18 protein-coding genes are annotated in these 17,337 nt (G+C 70.5%); 9 read left to right on the plus strand and 9 right to left on the minus strand.

The genetic code is table 11. The features are described from left to right. The first annotated feature begins 67 nt into the window (after positions 1-67). Positions 68-1,111 (plus strand): zinc-dependent alcohol dehydrogenase family protein, encoded by a 1,044-nt coding sequence (locus tag IE173_RS11910; protein WP_191283718.1) that lies wholly within the window; start codon positions 68-70, stop codon positions 1,109-1,111. Here IE173_RS11910 and IE173_RS11915 read toward each other — a convergent pair. From IE173_RS11915 to IE173_RS11940, 6 genes are read right to left on the minus strand one after another with little or no spacing between them, the layout of a single operon-like run. Further along, positions 1,089-2,093, minus strand: coding sequence for an MBL fold metallo-hydrolase (locus IE173_RS11915; RefSeq protein WP_191283719.1), 1,005 nt, complete (start codon positions 2,091-2,093; stop codon positions 1,089-1,091). The two genes, IE173_RS11910 and IE173_RS11915, sit on opposite strands and share 23 nt — an antisense overlap. Positions 2,094-2,095: 2 nt before the next feature. Then, positions 2,096-3,148, minus strand: a complete 1,053-nt coding sequence (locus IE173_RS11920) for a threonine aldolase family protein (RefSeq protein ID WP_191283720.1) — start codon at positions 3,146-3,148, stop codon at positions 2,096-2,098. Continuing rightward, entirely contained in the window at positions 3,145-3,366 is a 222-nt protein-coding gene (locus tag IE173_RS11925) for a DUF1232 domain-containing protein (RefSeq protein ID WP_191283721.1), read from the minus strand. Before IE173_RS11925 ends, IE173_RS11920 begins: the two co-directional genes overlap by 4 nt. A gap of 24 nt (positions 3,367-3,390) precedes the next feature. Further along, positions 3,391-4,326: a glycosyltransferase family 2 protein gene (locus IE173_RS11930; RefSeq protein WP_191283722.1), complete on the minus strand. Its 936-nt coding sequence runs from the start codon at positions 4,324-4,326 to the stop codon at positions 3,391-3,393. Continuing rightward, positions 4,319-6,178 (minus strand): DUF2264 domain-containing protein, encoded by a 1,860-nt coding sequence (locus IE173_RS11935; RefSeq protein ID WP_191283723.1) that lies wholly within the window; start codon positions 6,176-6,178, stop codon positions 4,319-4,321. Before IE173_RS11935 ends, IE173_RS11930 begins: the two co-directional genes overlap by 8 nt. Before the next feature lie 32 nt (positions 6,179-6,210). Next, positions 6,211-7,566: a DUF6421 family protein gene (locus IE173_RS11940; RefSeq protein ID WP_191283724.1), complete on the minus strand. Its 1,356-nt coding sequence runs from the start codon at positions 7,564-7,566 to the stop codon at positions 6,211-6,213. Positions 7,567-7,787: 221 nt separating this feature from the next. Between IE173_RS11940 and IE173_RS11945 the strand changes: the two genes are divergently transcribed. After that, entirely contained in the window at positions 7,788-8,336 is a 549-nt protein-coding gene (locus IE173_RS11945) for a DNA alkylation repair protein (RefSeq protein WP_229842072.1), read from the plus strand. Between the two features lie 9 nt (positions 8,337-8,345). Here IE173_RS11945 and IE173_RS11950 read toward each other — a convergent pair whose 3' ends face one another. Further along, the gene (locus IE173_RS11950) at positions 8,346-9,179 is read right to left on the minus strand and encodes an exodeoxyribonuclease III (protein ID WP_191283725.1); all 834 of its coding nucleotides are present in this window, start codon (positions 9,177-9,179) and stop codon (positions 8,346-8,348) included. A gap of 18 nt (positions 9,180-9,197) precedes the next feature. Here IE173_RS11950 and pyrE point away from each other — a divergent pair, with 18 nt between their 5' ends. Then, complete coding sequence (gene pyrE / locus IE173_RS11955) at positions 9,198-9,752, plus strand: orotate phosphoribosyltransferase (RefSeq protein ID WP_191283726.1); 555 nt, start codon at positions 9,198-9,200, stop codon at positions 9,750-9,752. Further along, a complete protein-coding gene (locus IE173_RS11960) occupies positions 9,749-10,981 on the plus strand; it encodes a hypothetical protein (protein ID WP_191283806.1) in 1,233 nt (410 codons plus the stop codon). The genes pyrE and IE173_RS11960 overlap by 4 nt, the downstream gene beginning before the upstream one ends. Before the next feature lie 22 nt (positions 10,982-11,003). Here the strand turns inward: IE173_RS11960 and IE173_RS11965 are convergent, their stop codons facing one another. Both IE173_RS11965 and IE173_RS11970 read right to left on the minus strand, forming a co-directional pair. Beyond that, positions 11,004-11,858 carry a DNA-methyltransferase gene (locus IE173_RS11965; RefSeq protein ID WP_191283727.1) on the minus strand — a complete coding sequence of 285 codons (855 nt, stop codon included), beginning with the start codon at positions 11,856-11,858 and terminating at the stop codon, positions 11,004-11,006. Beyond that, on the minus strand, positions 11,855-12,631 hold the full coding sequence (locus tag IE173_RS11970; protein ID WP_191283728.1) for an HAD-IIA family hydrolase: 777 nt from the start codon (positions 12,629-12,631) through the stop codon (positions 11,855-11,857). The genes IE173_RS11965 and IE173_RS11970 overlap by 4 nt, the downstream gene beginning before the upstream one ends. A gap of 22 nt (positions 12,632-12,653) precedes the next feature. Here IE173_RS11970 and IE173_RS11975 point away from each other — a divergent pair, with 22 nt between their 5' ends. The 5 genes from IE173_RS11975 to IE173_RS11995 all read left to right on the plus strand — a co-directional run bounded on the left by IE173_RS11975 (position 12,654) and on the right by IE173_RS11995 (position 17,288). Further along, the gene (locus IE173_RS11975) at positions 12,654-13,268 is read left to right on the plus strand and encodes a TrmH family RNA methyltransferase (protein ID WP_191283729.1); all 615 of its coding nucleotides are present in this window, start codon (positions 12,654-12,656) and stop codon (positions 13,266-13,268) included. A 65-nt stretch (positions 13,269-13,333) separates the two neighbouring features. Beyond that, positions 13,334-13,507: a hypothetical protein gene (locus IE173_RS11980; RefSeq protein WP_191283730.1), complete on the plus strand. Its 174-nt coding sequence runs from the start codon at positions 13,334-13,336 to the stop codon at positions 13,505-13,507. Positions 13,508-13,696: 189 nt separating this feature from the next. Beyond that, positions 13,697-15,205: a sugar transferase gene (locus IE173_RS11985; RefSeq protein ID WP_191283731.1), complete on the plus strand. Its 1,509-nt coding sequence runs from the start codon at positions 13,697-13,699 to the stop codon at positions 15,203-15,205. A gap of 61 nt (positions 15,206-15,266) precedes the next feature. Next, positions 15,267-16,604: a UDP-glucose dehydrogenase family protein gene (locus IE173_RS11990; RefSeq protein ID WP_191283732.1), complete on the plus strand. Its 1,338-nt coding sequence runs from the start codon at positions 15,267-15,269 to the stop codon at positions 16,602-16,604. Positions 16,605-16,781: 177 nt separating this feature from the next. Then, on the plus strand, positions 16,782-17,288 hold the full coding sequence (locus tag IE173_RS11995; protein WP_191283733.1) for a hypothetical protein: 507 nt from the start codon (positions 16,782-16,784) through the stop codon (positions 17,286-17,288). The last annotated feature ends 49 nt before the right edge of the window (positions 17,289-17,337 follow it).

A 17,337-nucleotide genomic window follows, 5' to 3' on the forward strand; every position in this document is an offset into this window, starting at 1 on the left:
CTGGGTAGGGCCGACGTCACGGCTCGTGCCCGGAGTGGTCGGGTGGGGCGACGGGTAGTTTTGAGGAGTGCACGCGACCCTCATCCACGGTGACCACGACATCCGGTTCGAGGAGGTTCCCGACCCGGTTCTGGTGACCGGCGACGACGCGATCGTGCGGGTCGTCGCCGCGTGCGTCTGCGGGTCGGACCTCTGGCCGTATCGCGGGGTGACCAAGGCGCGCGGGCGCATCGGCCACGAGTTCGTCGGCATCGTCGAGCAGGTCGGCGCCGCGGTCGCGCAGGTGAAGGTCGGCGACTTCGTGATCGCGCCGTTCTACGTGTGCGACTTCACCTGCATCAACTGCCGCAACGGCTTCTCGACCTCGTGTCTGCAGGGCAGCTGGTGGGGCGGCGACGACCGCACCGGGCATCCGGCCGATGGCGGGCAGGGCGAGTTCATCCGCGTGCCGCTCGCCGACGGCACCCTCGCGGTCGTGCCCGGCCCGGTGGATGACGCGCTCATCCCGCACCTGCTGACCCTCTCCGACGTCATGGGCACCGGTCATCACGCCGCCGTCTCGGCGGGGGTGCGGCAGGGCGACACCGTCGTCGTCGTCGGCGACGGCGCGGTCGGCCTGTGTGGCGTGCTCGCGGCCTCGCGTCTCGGTGCGGGCCGGATCGTGGCGATGTCGCGCAACCCGTCCCGGCAGGCGCTCGCCCGGGAGTTCGGGGCGACCGACATCGTCGAAGAGCGCGGCGACGACGGCATCCGCGTGATCCAGCAGTTGTTCGACGGCGTCGGGGCCGACCGCGTGCTGGAGTGCGTCGGCACCGAGGAGTCGATGCGCCAGGCGCTGGGTTCCGCTCGCCCGGGCGGTCAGGTCGGTTTCGTCGGGGTGCCCAACGGCGGGCCCGAACTTCCCATGAGGAAGCTGTTCGGCTCCAACGTCGGGGTGCGCGGCGGCGTCGCGCCGGTGCGCAACTACATCGCCGAACTGCTGCCCGAGGTGCTCGACGGGCGGCTGCGGCCGGGGGCGGTGTTCGACCTCGAGCTTCCGCTCGCCCAGGTCGCCGACGCCTACGCCGCGATGGACGAGCGTCGCGCGATCAAGGTGCTGTTGCGCCCGTAGCCCGCGCGAGGTGGCGCAGGTGCATCTCGGTCTGGGCGAGCGCGGAGAGCCGCAGGAAGCCGGCGAGGTTCTGCCAGCCGTCGGTCCACTCGACGCGCGAGGCGATCGTCCACACGGTGGCGTCGGGGTCGGCGGCGGCGATCCCGGCGATCTCGGCGCTGCGCCGGCGGTGCCGGTCGGCGATCTGGCGGGCGCGCACGGCGAGGCCCCGGAACCGGTACCCGTGACCGGGACACACCTCGGCGTCGTCGAAGGCTTCGACCCTTGCGTACGACTCGAGAGCCGCGCCGATCGGGTCGTCGTCGGTCGTGAACCCGCCGAGCCCGAGCCCGGGGTTGATGATCGGCAGCACGTGGTCGCCGCTGAAGAAGAGCCCGTCGTCGGCGTCGTACAGGCAGAGCGACCCGGCGGTGTGACCGGGGGTGTGCACGACGCGCACGTCGCGCCCCGGGATGTCGAGCCGGTCGCCATCCTCGAGCACGATGTCGGCGGTGATGCCCGACGGCTCCGAGCGCGGGGTGACGACCGCCGCGAGATCTGCGACCTGCTCCGACGGCACGCCCCAGGCGGCGATCGTCGCGGCGGGGTCGGGATACATCGGCCGGCTCAGCGCGGCATGTTCGGCGCGATGCAGGCCCACCGGGATGCCGAGCTCGGTGCGCAGACGCGTTCCGAGGCCGAGGTGGTCGGGGTGCAGATGCGTCGCGGTGATCGACCGCACGTCGGCGAGGTCGAAGCCGGCGAGACCCAGACCCGCCTCGAGCCGGGCGAGGTTGTCGTCGGTGCCCCACCCGGGATCCACGAGGTGCACGCCGCCTTCGGTGTCGGCGACGGTATAGCAGAGCGTGCTCTCGACGACCCCGGCGTGCGGCAGCGGCAGGGGGATCGCCCACACCCCGTCGCGCACCTGCTCGATCTCGGGAGTCGTGCGAGCGAGTGCCGACCCGTGTTGGGCGACGCTCGTCGGCACGTACTCGTGCACGGCTAGGTGAGCTCTTCGCGGATGATCTCGACGAAGGCGTCGACATCCGCTTCGGTCGTGTCGAACGCCGTCATCCAGCGCACCTCGCCGGCGGCGCGGTTCCAGTCGTAGAAGCGCACCTTCGCGCGGATGCGGTCGGCGACGGCGTTGTCGAGCACCGCGAAGACCGCATTGGCCTGCGTCTTCTGGCTGAAGCCGAGGCCGGGAAGGGCGAGTTCTTCGAGGGCGCCGCGGAGCCGCGCCGCCATCGCGTTGGCGTGGGAGGCCGCGGCGAGCCCGAGCCCGCCGTCGAAGAGGGCCAGCACCTGCGCCGAGAGGAACCGCATCTTGCTGGAGAGCTGCATCGTCGACTTGCGCAGGAACACCAGCCCGTCGACACGTGACTGGTCGAGCACGACGACGGCCTCCGCGCCGAGCAGCCCGATCTTGGTGCCGCCGAAGCTCAGGATGTCGACGCCCGCGTCGATCGTGAACTCGCGGAACGGAACGGCGAGGGCCGCCGCGGCGTTCCAGATGCGCGCGCCGTCCATGTGCAGCGCCATGCCGTGTTCGTGCGCGAAGTCGGCGATCGCCCGCACCTCCTCGGGCGTGTAGACGGTGCCGAGTTCGGTCGTCTGGGCGATGCTGACGGCGAGCGGCTGGGCGCGGTGCTCGTCACCCCAGCCCCACGCCTCCGTGGCGATCAGCTCGGGGGTGAGCTTGCCGTCGGGCGTCGGCACGACGAACAGCTTCAGGCCGGTGACCTTCTCGGGTGCGCCGCCCTCGTCGGAGTGGATGTGCGAGGTGCTGCTCGCGATGACGGCGCCCCACCGGGGCAGCAGGCTGGTGAGCGCGACGACATTCGCGCCCGTGCCGTTGAACACCGGGAACACCTCGGCGTCGGATCCGAACTGCTCGCGCATCACCTCGGCCAGCCGGGCGGTGTAGACGTCTTCGCCGTAGGCGACCTGGTGGCCGTGGTTCGTCTCGGCGAGGGCGGCGAGCACTTCGGGGTGGACGCCGGCGTAATTGTCGGAGGCGAAGCCCCGCCAGGCGGGATCGTGGAGGTGGGTCACCCGTTCATCGTGGCACTGCGGGCGGCCGACTGCCGAGCTGCGCGCCCCTTGAGGATGCGATAGATCGCCACTCCCGCCCCGATGAGCACGAGTGCGTCGTCACCGAACCCGAGCGGTCCGGCGAGGATCTCGGGGATCAGGTCGATCGGCGAGGCGCCGTAGAGCAGCGCGCCGAGCCCGATGAGCACCGCCTTGAGTGTCGACCTGTCCTTCGTCATGCCGACAACGGTATCCCTCGGTGGTCACGGGACGCTGAGACTCGGGGCAGGGCGGCGTCGCGGACGCCGGTACTCGTAGATGCGTCCGCCGAGCGCCGACCAGGACTCGCCGATGCCCATCAGGATCATGCGTACCGGCGTCGCGCCGAGGTGGCGGGTTGTGCGCAACTCGCGCGCCGCGGCCCGCACTCCGGCTCCCACGACGACGAGCCCGCGCGTCAGCGCCGCCCTGCGCCCGCGGCGTGCCGCGGTCAGGCGGCCGGCGACGATGCCGTTGCGCAGCATCCGCCGGCCGATCCATCGCGCGGTGAGCCGGTGGGTGGGCGGCCACTCGTACATGACTGCCTCGGCGACGAAGAGGATCGTGAGTCCGCGCTCGGTCAGGCGCAGGAAGAGCTCCGTGTCGCTGCCGCCGGTCATCGAGAACGCCGGATCGAATCGCGGCGATCCGGCGTCGAGCCAGCGGGTGCGTCGGAGGGCGACATTGTTGGTGGCCGCGCTCGGGCACACGGTGCCGGTGGCCGGGATGCCGCGTTGCAGGAACCCGCCGCGAACGATCCAGGGCGGGGTGGTGTCGTCGAGCACGGTGTGCACGGCGCCGAGGGCGACATCCGCGTCGGTGGTTCGCAGGAACTGCAGCATCGTGCCCAGCCACCGGGCGTCGGCGGTCTCGTCGTCGTCGACGAAGAGGATCACGTCGAACCGTTCGTCGAAGATGTCGAGGGCGGCGTTGCGCGCCTCCGCGATTCCCGGCGCCGGTTCGACGATGTAGGTCGACACGATCGGCGAGTCGGCGGCGACGACGCGGGCGGTGCCGTCGGCGTCGTTGTCGACGACCACGACGTGCGCCGAGTGCTCGACGACCTGAGCCTCGAGGGAGGCGAGGAGGTCGCGGAGCGACTCGGGGCGAAGGTAGGTCGCGATCGCGATGAGCGCCCGCAGTCCGCCGGGCTCAGGCATCCTCGTCCGCCGTCAGAAGGAGGCCGGTGCGCCGCCGACGCAGGACGCGATCCGCTTGGCCGGGAATCCGGATCAGCCAGCGGCCCGACCCTGCCCGGGACACGGTCGGGACGGCCGCGTCGAGGGACCCGGCGGTGCCCAGCGAGGTGGCGACGACATACAGCCCGCCCCGGTGGCGCCCGCGGACTTCGCCGAGCCGGTAGCGCCCGCGAGGTCGCTCCCCGTCGACCACCTCGGCGTCGGAGAACCCGAGCAGGCCGCGAACGGTGGTCGGCAAGGGGGTCGTGATGGCGACCGTCGGGCCGTCGGTCACTCCGGTGCCGACGGCGTCGGGGTCGTCGACGCACCAGCCGCGGAACGAGACGGATGCTCGGCGCCACCGGGCCCACCGCGGAAGGGCGATCGCGTGGATGTCCCACTCGGCGGTCGAGACCGAGAGCAGCATCGCGGGGGCGGGCGCATCCTCGGCGCTGACGACATCCCGAAGCCAGCCGAGCGACGACGCCCAGTCCCGGCCGCCCGGCTGAGCCGCGATGCGCCCGCGACGGTACCGGCGTCCGCGGCAGTGCACCGTGAACGTGCTGTCGGCCGCGTCGTCGGTCAAGGGCAGCGTCGCGGTCGAGTAGCCGAGTCGGCCGTAGAAGGGGTCGTCGGCACGGTGCTTGACGTCGGTGACGTTGACGTCGTACGACCCGTGGTTGGTCAGCCGGACGACGGAGGCCGCGGCGTCGCGGGCGAGCAAGAAGTTGGGCGTCTCCAGGCGGGTCGGACCGGCCACGGTGACGGGCTCCTCGTCCGCGGGGCCCCAATAAGCGTGGCCGGGCTCCAGCAGCAGGTTGGTGAACACGTGGGCCGCCCAATACCCGGCGCCGGGTCCCGAGTAGTCCTGCACGAGGTCGGCGTCGTCGCGTGCCCAGCCGACGGAGAGTGGGCGCCCCGGCGTCACGGCACCGATGCGCACGAAAGAGTCGACGATGCGCTGCGTCACCACCCGGAGCCGGCCGGGCGCGGTGAGGTCGGCGCCGAGCAGTGCGGCGACGCTCAACGGCGCGGCGACCCCGAACCGGTAGGTCATCGAGCGCCCGAAGTAGACCGGGGCGCCGTCGGGCCCGACGAGAGAGAGCAACTGCGGAAGGTAGAGCGCGAGCCGGGATGCGCTGCGCTCCCGAAGCTCGTCGTCAGACGACAGCACGCCGACGACGCCCGGGTAGAAGTGAAAGGCGAAGGAGTTGTAGGAGTCGAAGGTGGAGCTGCCGCCGTCGGAGTACCACCCGTCGCCGCGGTAGAGGTCGTCGAGACGTCCGAGGCTGTGAGTCTCGATCGCGGTGCGACCTGGGTGAGGCCGGCCGATGCTGTCGAGGAATCGACTGATCACGAACGGGAACAGCACCCAGTTGTTACTCCGGCGCTCCAGATCCGCGCACTCCGCGAGCCACTCCGCGAGGGCATCCTGGGCGTGCCCGGGGAGGGCCTTCCACAGCCGGTGATCGCCGGCCCAGAGCCCGAGACACACTGACGGCGCCTCGACGAGCGCGTGGGAGTTCTCCGCCGCGCGAATCCAGCCGTGCTCGTCACTGGTCACCCCGACGACGATGCCGTCGAGCAACGCCTGGGTCGACGGGGCGACCCGCGTCTCCTGGCAGCCCGCGAGGGCCTCGAGCAGAAACACGCGGGCGAAGGCCTCGAGCGCGTCGGCGCGTTCCCCGTGCCAACTCGTGCGCCCCGGCAACCGAATCTCGGAACGAGCCGCCGACTGAAACGCGAGCGCGGGGCCGACGAGAGTCCGCGCGAACGCCACCCAGGCGCCGCGGGAAGAGGACCCGTCGGGCCAGAAGCCTCCCGCCGGGTTCACGCCCCCATGGTAGGGGGCCGCTTCGTGCCCGACTAGAGCGCGCCGGTGATGCCCTTCGTCGACTCGATGACGTCGCCCATCTTCTTGCTGAGCGCTTCGTAGAACATCGACAGCGGGAACTCGTCGTCGAGCACCGCATCCGTCATGCCCTTCGCGGGCCCCTCGAGGATCTCGTCGGGCAGACCGCGCGCCCAGCGGGATGCTGGGTGCGGGTCGAGCACGGAGCGCACCAGCTCGTAGGCGGCGAGCCAGTGGGCGGCCTTCGGGCGGTCGATGCTGCGCCAGTACAGGTCGTCGATCGCGTCCGACAACCCGACCACGACATCCGGAACCTCGGCCCAGTCGATCGCGAGCTGGGTGTCGGTCCAATGCAGCACGTCGCGCTGGTGGAGCCAGGCGAACAGCAACTGCCCGCCGAGGCCGTCGTAGTTGCGCACCCGGTCGCCGGTGAGCGGGAAGCGGAACATGCGGTCGAACAGGATCGCGTACTGCGCGAGTTGCGCGTGCTCGCGGGTGACGTCGTCGGTCTCCTCGGCGCGCACCAGCTTCACCGCTTCGCGGAACGCGGTGAGGTCGCAGCGCAGCTCCTCGAGCGAGTAGAGGAAGTACGGCATCCGCTGCTTGATCATGAACGGGTCGAACGGCAGGTCGCCGCGCATGTGGGTGCGGTCGTGGATGAGGTCCCACAGCACGAAGGTCTCTTCGGCGAGCCGCTGGTCGTCGAGCAGCCGCCGCGCGTCGTCGGGCAGGTCGAGTTTCGTGATCTCGGCGGCCTTGCGGGTCACCGAGCGGAAACGTGCCGCCTCCCGGTCGGCGAAGATCGCCCCCCAGGTGAACGGCGGGATCTCGCGCATCGCCACCGTCTCGGGGAAGAGCACCGCCGCGTTGGTGTCGTAGCCGGGGGTGAAGTCGAGGAATCGGATCGGCACGAACAGCGCGTTCGTGTAGGTCTGCTCGAGCGCGGCGATGAACTCCGGCCAGACGACCTCGATGAGCACCGCTTCGACGAGCCGGTCGGTGCTGCCGTTCTGGGTGTACATCGGGAACACCACGAGGTGGCGCCGCCCGTTCTCGCGGAACGCTTCGGGGTGGAACGCGACGAGGGAGTCGTAGAAGTCGGGAACTCCGAACCCGCCGGCCTCCCACTTCTCGAAGTCGGCACGTGCCGCGTTCAGGTAATCAGCGTCGTGCGGGAACACGGGGGTCAGGTCTTCCAGTGATTTCCTGATCCGCGCACAGTGGGAGCGGGCGTCGGCGTGGTGCGCGGCATCCGGGATGCTGCCGTCGTGCACCTGCAGCGGCCGCAGGGCGATGGCCGCGGCTTTGAGGTCGAGCCAGGCCGGGGACGCGACGACGTCGTCGACCGTGGGCACAGAGAGCGTCGTCATGCATCGAGCCTAGGAAGAGCGCTTCCGGAAAGGGTTGTGATCTGCGCATGATCGTTGCGTGAATCCCACTTCGACGGCCGACGACGTGCGTTCGGCGCTCGCCGAGTTCGCGAATCCCGCGGATGGCCTCAAACAGCGGGCGTACTTCAAGGGGTATGAGGGCGGCTACGGCGCGGGCGACGTGTTCCTCGGGCTGCGGGTTCCGGTGACCCCGATCGGTGGTGAAACGCTTCCGCGGGCTCGGGTTCGACGAGATCGACGCGCTGCTCGACGACGCCGAGCACGAGCACCGGCTCGCCGGGCTGCTGCTGCTCAACGAGGCCGCCCGACGGGACCCCGCGACGACGGCCGAACGATACCTCGCGGCGGTGCGCCGCGGGCGGGTCAACAACTGGGATCTCGTCGACGCCTCGGCCCCGTACGCCCTCGGCGACTGGCTGTACGACCGCGACCGCTCGGTGCTCGACGAGCTCGCGGCATCCCCGGTGCTCTGGGAGCGGCGGGTGGCGGTGATCGCGACGTACGCGTTCCTCAAGCGCGGCGACGCCTCGACGACGCTCGCGCTGGCCGAACGGCTGCTCGGCGACCGGGAAGACCTCATCCACAAGGCCGTCGGCTGGATGCTGCGCGAAGCCGGGGCACGGGTGTCACGGGAGGCGCTGCTCGGCTTCCTCGACGTGCACGCCGCGCGGATGCCGCGCACGATGCTCTCGTACGCGACCGAGCACCTCGCCCCCGAGGTGCGCGCCGCCTACCGCGCGATGCGCTGAAGCCTCGGGTCAGAAGATCATCGGGCGGTCGTCGTCATCCTCGGGGTGCAGGTCGAGGTCGACGACGACGGGCACGTGGTCGCTCGGGGCGTCGCCCTTGCGCTCGTCGCGATGGATCGCGGCGCCGGTGACGGCAGCCGCGAAGGCGGGCGAGCCGAGCACGAAGTCGATGCGCAGCCCCTCGTTGCGCGGGAAGCGCAGCTGCTTGTAGTCCCAGTAGGTGTAGCCCGTCGGCACGAGGGGTCGTACGACATCGGTGAGCCCGGCGGCGAGCAGCGCTTCGAATGCCGCGCGCTCGGCCGGCGAGATGTGGGTGGACAGGCCCGGGATGAGCGACGGGTCGCCGACATCCCCGTCCGTCGGGGCGATGTTGAAGTCGCCCGTGAGCGCGAACGGCAGATCGGATGCCGCCCAGGCGCGGGTGGCATCCGTCAGCTTCGCGAGCCAGTCGAGCTTGTACGCGTAGTGCGGGTCGTCGAGCGAGCGACCGTTGGGCACGTAGAGCGACCACACCCGCACCCCGCCGGTCGTCGCGCCGATCGCGCGCGCCTCCTGCGGCAGGTCGAGGCCCTCGACGCCCTTCTCGAACCCCGGCATGCCGGGGAATCCCACCTCGACGTCGTCGATCGGGTGCCGGCTGGCGATCGCGACGCCGTTCCACTGGTTGAGGCCGTGCAGCACCACCTCGTAGCCGGCATCCTCGAACGCGGCCCGCGGGAACTGCGCGTCGGTGCACTTGATCTCCTGCATCGCGAGCACGTCGACGCTCTCGCGCACCAGCCAGTCGACGATGCGAGCAGAACGGGAGCGGACCGAGTTCACATTCCAGGTCGCAAGGCGCATGACTCTAGTCTGGAGGGTGTGACCGACGCTCGCGCCGCCCTCATCCAGCACATCAAAGACGATGCGGTGTTCCACGGCGACTTCACGCTCACCAGCGGCAAGAAGGCCACCTATTACATCGACCTGCGCAAGGTCAGCCTCGACGGTCGCGTCGCCCCGCTCATCGGCGAGGTGATGGTCGACCTCATCGCCGACATCCCCGACATCGCCGCCGTGGGCGGGCTCACCATGGGCGCCGACCCGATCGCGGCGGCCGTGTTGCACCGTGGCGCGGCGATCGGCCGACGCTACGACGCCTTCGTCGTGCGCAAGGAGCCGAAGGACCACGGCCGCGGCCGCCAGGTCGAAGGGCCCGACCTCGAAGGCAAGCGCGTCGTCGTGCTCGAAGACACCTCCACCACCGGTGGCTCACCCCTCAAAGCGATCGAGGCGCTCCGCAAGGTCGGCGCCGAGATCGCCGCCGTCGCCGTCGTCGTCGACCGCGACACCGGCGCCCAGCAGATCATCGAAGCCGCGGGCTACCCCTATTACGCCGCGATCTCGCTGCAGGATCTGGGGCTCGCGAAGCAATGAACCCCGACACCGGCGACGACGCCGAGGATTGGTTCGCGAAGTTCGAGCGCGAGGCTCGCGAGTCCGCTCAGAAGCGTGAACAGGAAGCGGATGCGGCCGCCCCTCCGGCAGCCTCACCTCCTCCCGCGGCGCCCGCCCCAGCCGCGCCCGCCCCAGCCGCGCCCGCCCCGGCCGCGCCCCCTGCCGCCGCGCCCCCTCCGCTCGTTCAACCGCCGCCGGCATTCGAGATGCCTCCGGTCACGGCGCCACCCGCTGCTGCTCCGCAGCTGAACAACCCGTTCGACGCCCCGACCCCGCCGCCCGCGCCGGCGTGGGATCCGGAACCGACGCAGGCGATGCCGACCTACGAGCCCGAACTCACCCAGGCGACCCCGACGTTCTCGGATGAGCCGACCCAAGCGCTCGTGCCGGCACCGTTGCGTCCGCCCGGCAGTGCGGAGCCCGGGACGGCGCTCGACGCGTTGTTCAGCGATGACGCGTTCCGCGAGTACGAATCGACGCTGGGCCCGGACCCGAGCAACGCGCCGTTCGCCGCCCGCAGCCGCTCGAAGGAGCTGGTGTACGTTCCGGGGGGCGACGGCCCGCCCCCGCCCAGCGGATTCGGCACCCCGCAGAAGGTGCTCGCCGGTGTCGGCGGTGGTCTGCTCGCGGTACTCCTGCTCATCGGCCTGTTCCTGCTCGGCACCCGGCTGCCCGACCTGCTCGGACCCGCGCCCGCGGTCGCCACCCCGACCCCGACCCCGACGCCGACGAGGATCGCGGCTCTGCCGATCGGACCCGTCGAGCCCGGCACCTACGACTGGGACGAGCTGCTCGGCGGCGAGTGCCTCGAACCCTACGACGTCACGACGGGGGCGTGGGCCGAGGAGTACACCGTCGTCGACTGCGCCGTGCCGCACGCCGCACAGATGGTCTATCGCGCCTGGTTCCCGGCGGAGCCCGCCGATCCGGAAGACCCGGACGCGGAGCCGGTCTGGGGGGCGTACCCGGGAGCTGCGGCGCTTCAGGCGCAGATCTCGCTGCTCTGCTCGGCTCCCGGCGTCGTCGATCTCGCCGCCGCCGGCGCGTACAGCGACGCGCAGATCCAAGGGTCGTACCCGATGACCGAAGAGCAGTGGGAGACCGACCCCTCGTACTACTGCTTCGTCAGCCGGTCGTCGGGCGAGCCGCTCACCACGTCGGTCGCGATTCCGCGCGCGCCGGCCGAGCCCGCCCAACCGGCACCGTAGGTCTCGACACGCCGCTGCGCGGCTACTCGACCAGCGAGATCATTCGAGCGCCGGGGAGCCGGGCGCGCATCACCGCGATCGCCTCGGGGCTCTCGTCGACCAGCAGGTAGCGGCGGCCGAGCGCCGCCGCGACCGCCCCCGTCGTGCCCGACCCGGCGAACAGGTCGAGCACCGCGTCGCCGGGAGCGCTCGACGCCTGCACGATGCGGCGCAGGATGCCCTCCGGTTTCTGCGTCGCATACCCGGTGCGCTCGGCTCCGTTGGTGGGCACGATCGTGTGCCACCAGACATCCGTCGGCAGCTTGCCGCGTTCCGCCTTCTCGGGGGTGACCAGCCCCGGCGCCATATAGGGCTCGCGGTCGACCGTCGCGCTGTCGAAGTAGTAGCGGTCGGGGTCTTTCACGTAGACGAGGATCGTGTCGTGCTTCGACGGCCAGCGCCTCGTCGACTTGCCGCCGTAGTCGTACGCCCAGATGATCTCGTTGAGGAAGCACTCCCGGCCGAACAGCCGGTCGAGGGCGACCTTGGCGTAGTGGGCTTCGCGGTAATCGAGGTGCAGATACAAGGTGCCGGCGTCATCCAGCAGTCGCCGTGCCTCGATGAGCCGCGGCTCCAGGAATGCCCAGTAGTCGTCGAAGGTGTCGGCGTACCGCGACACGGCGCCCCGCTCGGCGGTGTAACTGCGGCCACCGAACCCGACGCGCCCTTCTTCGGCACGGGTCACCGTCATCCGCTGCCGGCGCTGCGTCTTGCCGGTGTTGAACGGCGGGTCGAGGTAGATCAGCCGGAACGCCCCGTCGGGCAGCCCGCGCGCGACGTCGAGGTTGTCGCCGTGCACGATCGTGTCGGCATCCCCGGGCTGCCAGATCGGGGTCACGAGTCGAGCAGCTCGTGCACTCCGGTGAGGATCTCATCGGGGCGGAACGGGTAGCGCTCGATCTCCGTCTGGTCGGCGATGCCGGTGAGCACGAGGATGGTGTGCAGCCCGGCCTCGATGCCGGCGACGATGTCGGTGTCCATGCGGTCGCCGATCATCGCGGTCGACTCGCTGTGTGCGCCGATGCGGTTCATCGCCGAGCGGAACATCATCGGGTTCGGCTTTCCGACGACGTAGGGCTCCTTGCCGGTCGCCTTCGAGATGAGGGCGCTGACCGCACCCGTTGCCGGAAGCACGCCGTCCGCACTCGGACCGGTGGCATCCGGGTTGGTCGCGATGAAGCGCGAGCCCGCGTTGATGAGCCGGATCGCGCGGGTGATCGCCTCGAACGAGTAGTTGCGGGTCTCGCCGACGACGACGTAGTCGGGTGCCGTTTCGGTGAGGATGAAGCCCACCTCGTGCAGCGCGTTCGTCATCCCCGACTCGCCGATGACGAACGCCGAGCCGCCCGGGATCTGCGACGCGCAGAAGTCGGCGGTGGCGAGCGCGGAAGTCCAGATGCGGTCTTCGGGCACGTTCAGGCCCGAGGCCCGAAGCCGCGCGGCGAGGTCGCGCGGGGTGAAGATCGAGTTGTTGGTGAGCACCAGGAACGGGGTGTCGGTCTCGGTCCAGCGCCGGATGAGGTCGGCCGCTCCCGGAAGGGGCGTGTTCTCGTGGACGAGCACCCCGTCCATGTCGGTGAGCCAGCTCGTGATCTCGCTGCGGTCGCGCATGAGTCGATCGTAGAGTCGGCGCATGGACGCGGAGCGACGGATCGGAGTGGGGCCGTGGCCCGGCGGGCGCGACGCCTGGCCCACCGACCCCCGGTACGACCCCGAGCTGCTCGAGCACGGCGACACCCGCAACGTCGTCGACGCCTACCGGTACTGGTCGATGGACGCGATCGTCGCCGACCTCGACACCCGCCGCCGCGGCTTCCACGTCGCGATCGAGAACTGGCAGCACGACATGAACATCGGGTCGATCGTGCGCACCGCCAACGCGTTCCTCGCCGCCGAGGTGCACATCGTCGGGCACCGGCGCTGGAACCGGCGTGGCGCGATGGTGACCGACCGCTACCAGCACATCCGCGAGCATCCGGATGTCGCCGACCTCGTCGCCTGGGCGCGCGCCGAGGGCCTGCCGATCGTCGCGGTCGACAACGTCGACGGGTCGGTCGACGTGCGGGACGCCGACATCCCGGAGCGCTGCGTGCTGCTGTTCGGCCAGGAGGGTCCGGGGCTCACCGCCGAGGCGCTCGCCGCCGCCGACGTCGTCGTCGAAATCGCGCAGGCGGGCTCGACCCGGTCGATCAACGCGGGGGCCGCCGCCGCGATCGTGATGCACGAGTGGGTGCGCCGCCACACCTGATGAGCGCGCGAGCCTTCGGGGGCTTATGATTGCCGGAACTTTCCCGGGCGCGCAAAGGAGCCGTGATGGCGGAGACGGTCGAGCCTGCTGAGGCCCGCATCCCGGTTTCTGTCGCGCCCACCGCACCCGCGCGACCGAGGATGCCGGCGGCCTTCGCCAGCGCGCTCGCGGGTGCCGCCCTGCTCGTCGGCACCGTCGTCACGATCGTCATCGTCGTCTCCGCGACCACCGGCGGCTAGCCCGGTGGGGCATCCGGAGGACGCCGTGGGGGACACCGCCGGCGCTCGTGTTTCGCAGATGTTTCTCTCCGGTGTGCAAGCCGTGAGAGTCCTGAACCCCCCTTTTGGGTGACAGCCCTCCCGGGTTAGCGTCGAGTGAGGAATCTCCCCGGGGGGTCGGGGCCATCACTTTTCCAAGGGGGGAACCGCATGTCTATTGCTGTGCGCCGACAGAGTGTCGGCGGTTCACTGCTCGCCCGCGACGGGGTGCCGTCCTGGCAGCTCCACTACGGGTTGCGCCTGATCTACAGCGACTTCCTGGTCGTGGTCAGCGCCGTCTTCGGTGCCCAGCTGTTGTGGGTGCGCGTGCGCAGCTTCCTCGCCGGGGAGCCCGTTCCCGCCGACGGCGCGCAGCCGTTCGCGACCGTCTACTCGGTGTGCCTGATCGTCGCCTGGCTCGGGATGCTGGCGCTGCTCGGCAGCCGCGACCCGCGGATCGCGGGCACCGGCGGCGGCGAATATCGCCGCGTCATCGTCGCGTCGCTGACCACGTTCGGTGGCCTGGCGATCGTCGTCTACCTCTTCAACCTGCAGCTGGCGCGCGGCTACTTCCTCATCGCCCTCCCCATCGGCCTCGCCGCCCTGCTGCTCGTGCGTCACCTGTGGCGGTCGTGGCTTCAGGCCCAGCGTCGCGAGGGCGGCTACTCGGCCAACGTCGTGCTGGCCGGCGGCCCCGAGTCGGTCGCGCACCTCGCCCGCGAGCTGGGGCGGATGCCGGAGGCCGGCTTCCGAGTCGTCGGCGCCTGCCTGCCGTCCGGCCGGGAAGACGACCTCGCCCGGGAGCTCGAGCTGATCGACACCGGCCCGATCCGGATCGTCGGCGACGTGGATCACGTCTTCGAGGCCGTCGAGCAGCTCGAAGCCGACACCGTCATCATCACCAGCTCCGACGAGCTGTCGCCGCAGAAGGTGCGGGAGCTGAGCTGGAAGCTGGAGCCGGGCAACCAGCACCTCATCGTCGCGCCCGCGCTGACCGACATCGGCGGCCCCCGCATCCACATCCGCCCGGTCGCCGGCCTGCCGCTCGTGCACGTCGAGACCCCGCGGTATCGCGGCGGGAAGCTGCACAGCAAGCGCCTGTTCGACGTCGTCGCGTCGGCGCTGCTCATCCTGATGCTCTCGCCGGTGCTGGTCGCCGTCGTCGCGGCGATCAAGCTCACCGATCCCGGGCCGGTGCTGTTCCGGCAGCGTCGGGTCGGCAGGAACGGCCGGCCGTTCCAGATGCTCAAGTTCCGCACGATGGTGGTGGATGCCGAAGCGCGTCTCGCCGAGCTGCGTGCGCTCGCCGATGCCGGCAACGACATCCTGTTCAAGATGCGCGACGACCCGCGGGTGACTCCGGTGGGCCGCTTCCTGCGTCGCTACAGCCTCGACGAGCTGCCCCAGCTGTTCAACGTGCTGCTCGGCGAGATGTCGCTCATCGGGCCGCGCCCGCCGCTCGCCTCGGAGGTCGAGGAGTACGAGCACCACGTGCACCGGCGCTTCCTCGTGAAGCCGGGCATCACCGGCCTCTGGCAGGTGAACGGGCGCAGCAACCTCTCATGGGAGGAGAGCGTTCGGCTCGACCTCTACTACGTCGAGAACTGGACGCTGACCGGCGACCTCGCCATCCTCTTCCGCACCGCGCGGGCCGTCGTGGCACGTGACGGCGCGTATTGACCAGGAGTTCTCTCATCGGCAACCCGGCGATGAGACATTCAGCCTTTATGAAGGAGCAGACATGCGGATGACGGTGATCGGCTGCGGCTATCTCGGAGCGGTGCACGCGGCGAGCATGGCGGAACTCGGCCACGACGTCGTCGGGATCGACGTCGACGAGGCGAAGATCGCGGCACTCGCCAGCGGGCTGCCGCCCTTCTTCGAGCCGGGGCTGCCCGAACTGCTCGACCGCGCCCTCGCAACCGGGCGCCTGCGGTTCACGACCGACTACGCCGAGGCCCGCGGCAACGCGGTGCACTTCGTCGCCGTCGGCACGCCGCAGCAGCCGGGGGCACTCGCCGCCGACCTGAAGTACGTGCACGCCGCCGCCGACGCCCTCGCCCCGGTGCTCACCCCGGGTGACCTCGTGGTGGGCAAGTCGACGGTGCCCGTCGGCACCGCCCGCGCGCTGGCCGCGCGGCTCGAGGGCACGGGTGCGGTCGTCGCCTGGAACCCCGAGTTCCTGCGCGAAGGCTTCGCGATCGAAGACACCCTGCATCCCGATCGGCTGGTCTACGGCCTGCCCGACGAGCCCGACTCGCGTGACCTGGTGCGGGCGACCCTCGACGAGGTGTACGCCGCGACGATCGCCGACGGCACACCGGTCGTGGCAACCGACCTCGAGACCGCGGAACTGGTGAAGTCGGCCGCGAACGCGTTCCTCGCCACGAAGATCTCGTTCATCAACGCGATGGCCGAGGTGTGCGAGGCCGCCGGCGCCGACGTGACGCAACTCGCGGACGCCATCGGGCACGACGCTCGCATCGGTCGCCGCTTCCTCAACGCGGGTCTCGGCTTCGGCGGTGGCTGCCTGCCGAAGGACATCCGGGCGTTCATGGCCCGGGCCGGCGAGCTCGGGGCCGACCAGGCGCTCACCTTCCTGCGCGAGGTCGACCAGATCAACATGCGCCGCCGCTCCCGCGCCGTCGACCTCGCCCGCGAGGCGCTCGGCGGCTCGGTGCTCGGCCGCAAGATCGCCGTGCTCGGGCTGGCGTTCAAGCCCGACTCCGACGACGTGCGGGACTCGCCCGCGCTCAACGTCGCGGCCCAGCTCGCCCTCCAGGGCGCGTCGGTGCTATGCCACGACCCGCGCGCGATCGAGAACTCCCGCCGCCGCTTCCCGGAACTCAGCTACGTCGCGACGATCGCCGAGGCGGTGCGCGACGCGGATGCCGTCATGGTGCTGACCGAGTGGAACGACTACCGCGAACTCGACCCCGTGCTGCTCGCGGAGCAGGTCGCCCAGCCGATCGTCATCGACGGGCGCAATTGCCTCGACTCCGCCGCCTGGCGTGCCGCGGGGTGGCGTTACCGGGCGCTCGGGCGGCCGCGTGAGGCGCTGGTCCCGGCGTTCGCGTAGGCGAGTCTGTCCGATTCACGGAATGCCCAGCTGGCGACTGTGACTCTCTACCCGCTAAGTTGAGCCAACTTCGACGGTGTGACGAAGCCAGGCTTGCAAGCGGATGTTGCAGCTTGCCCGAAACAGAAGCGATAGCGTTCGCTGGAGCGGGCTGCGCATGTTGCTGGTAGGACGACGATGAAGCCCGAGTACGACGACAGGCGTCAAGACGGACACCAGTGGGCGGCCTTGCTCCCGAAGCTCTTGACCGTCTTCGCCGCCTCATTGCTACTCACGAGTTGCGTCCTTGCTGAAAGCTTTGCCGAGGGGCCTCTGGCAGTCCGGGACTCTGGGGGGTCGCTCCAGATCGCAGTCTGTGACGAACTTGATGTGGTTGAGATCGAGGGCGACGTCCGTACCTCTGGTGGTGACTCGCCCTGGGAAACGTTTCTCTTGATCAGCGGCAATGCAAACCTGGCGCGCGGAACGAGCTTCTCTTCAATGTCGATCCCCGAGGGTCTCGTCGGCCGTTTCGATGATCTTGACGCGGCAGGCATTGATTCCCTCTTCTTTAGTGTCGAGGGCGCCGACGACAGTGCTGACGGAGGCTTCACGTTCAGTGCCTACTTTGAAGTGGACGGCTCCCTCCCGACCACTGGATGGCTGCAGACGGGCGGCAAGGTGACGGAAGAGCCATGCGGATAGGGCAGGGATCGTTCCAGTTTGGGTGACGGCGTCACCGCTCCTTGTGACC

Origin of the sequence: Pseudolysinimonas yzui, from assembly GCF_014653215.1 — a bacterium.
Taxonomy (GTDB): domain Bacteria; phylum Actinomycetota; class Actinomycetes; order Actinomycetales; family Microbacteriaceae; genus Pseudolysinimonas_A; species Pseudolysinimonas_A yzui.